This is a genomic window from Olavius algarvensis spirochete endosymbiont (assembly GCA_900608495.1).
Taxonomy (GTDB): domain Bacteria; phylum Spirochaetota; class Spirochaetia; order DSM-2461; family DSM-2461; genus UBA2779.
In genome coordinates, this window is record UWYT01000153.1 from 1 (window position 1) to 586 (window position 586).

Annotated in this window: 1 protein-coding gene; it reads right to left on the bottom strand. The window is 45.9% G+C overall.

Features of this window, described 5'->3' with window-relative positions:
• Positions 1-12 precede the first annotated feature (12 nt).
• Positions 13-586, bottom strand: a 574-nt coding sequence (locus tag S1OALGB6SA_RS03995) for a glycosyltransferase family protein (protein ID WP_230204405.1), incomplete at its 5' end; no start/stop codon positions are given.

The window sequence follows — 586 nt, forward strand, 5'->3', positions numbered from 1 at the left end:
TTCGCTGTCAGTCTAAGATGTGTGAACAAAACCAGCCTCAGCTTCTTCAGTTTTGCCAGGTTTGTGTTGCGCGTAACCGTATACCAATAGGAATGTCCAGATTGCATCGTGATTTCGAGGAATCTTGCGACGCCATTCTCCGGGATTGTCGATAGCCGGGTTTAGTGCATACTTCCTGCACAGGAATTTGTAAATCTCAGCCTTGATTTCAGAAACGTGTTTTTTTCGTTTTTCGAGGTATCTAGATATGGTTTGACCTGGATAACGTCGATAAGCTAGCAGAACATCCGGTATATTGCCCAGCTTCCCGACCTGGGATAAATCGAAGACAAGCTTATAGTCTTCGCATGTGTTAGTGAATTTTTCGCTGTATCTGATGTTGTTGTTTAGCAGCACGCTGTGGCGAAATATTGCCGTTGGATGCCAAATGGGTATGCCGCGGAGCTGACGAAACTCCAAGACTTCGGGGTTGGTAGGCCTTGTAAGGGTTTGGAACACACCCTGCTCATCAAATTCTTCAACATTCCCGCTACTGGCAACAATATCAGGGTTCGACTCCATGTAGTTAACTTGCTTCTCTATCCGG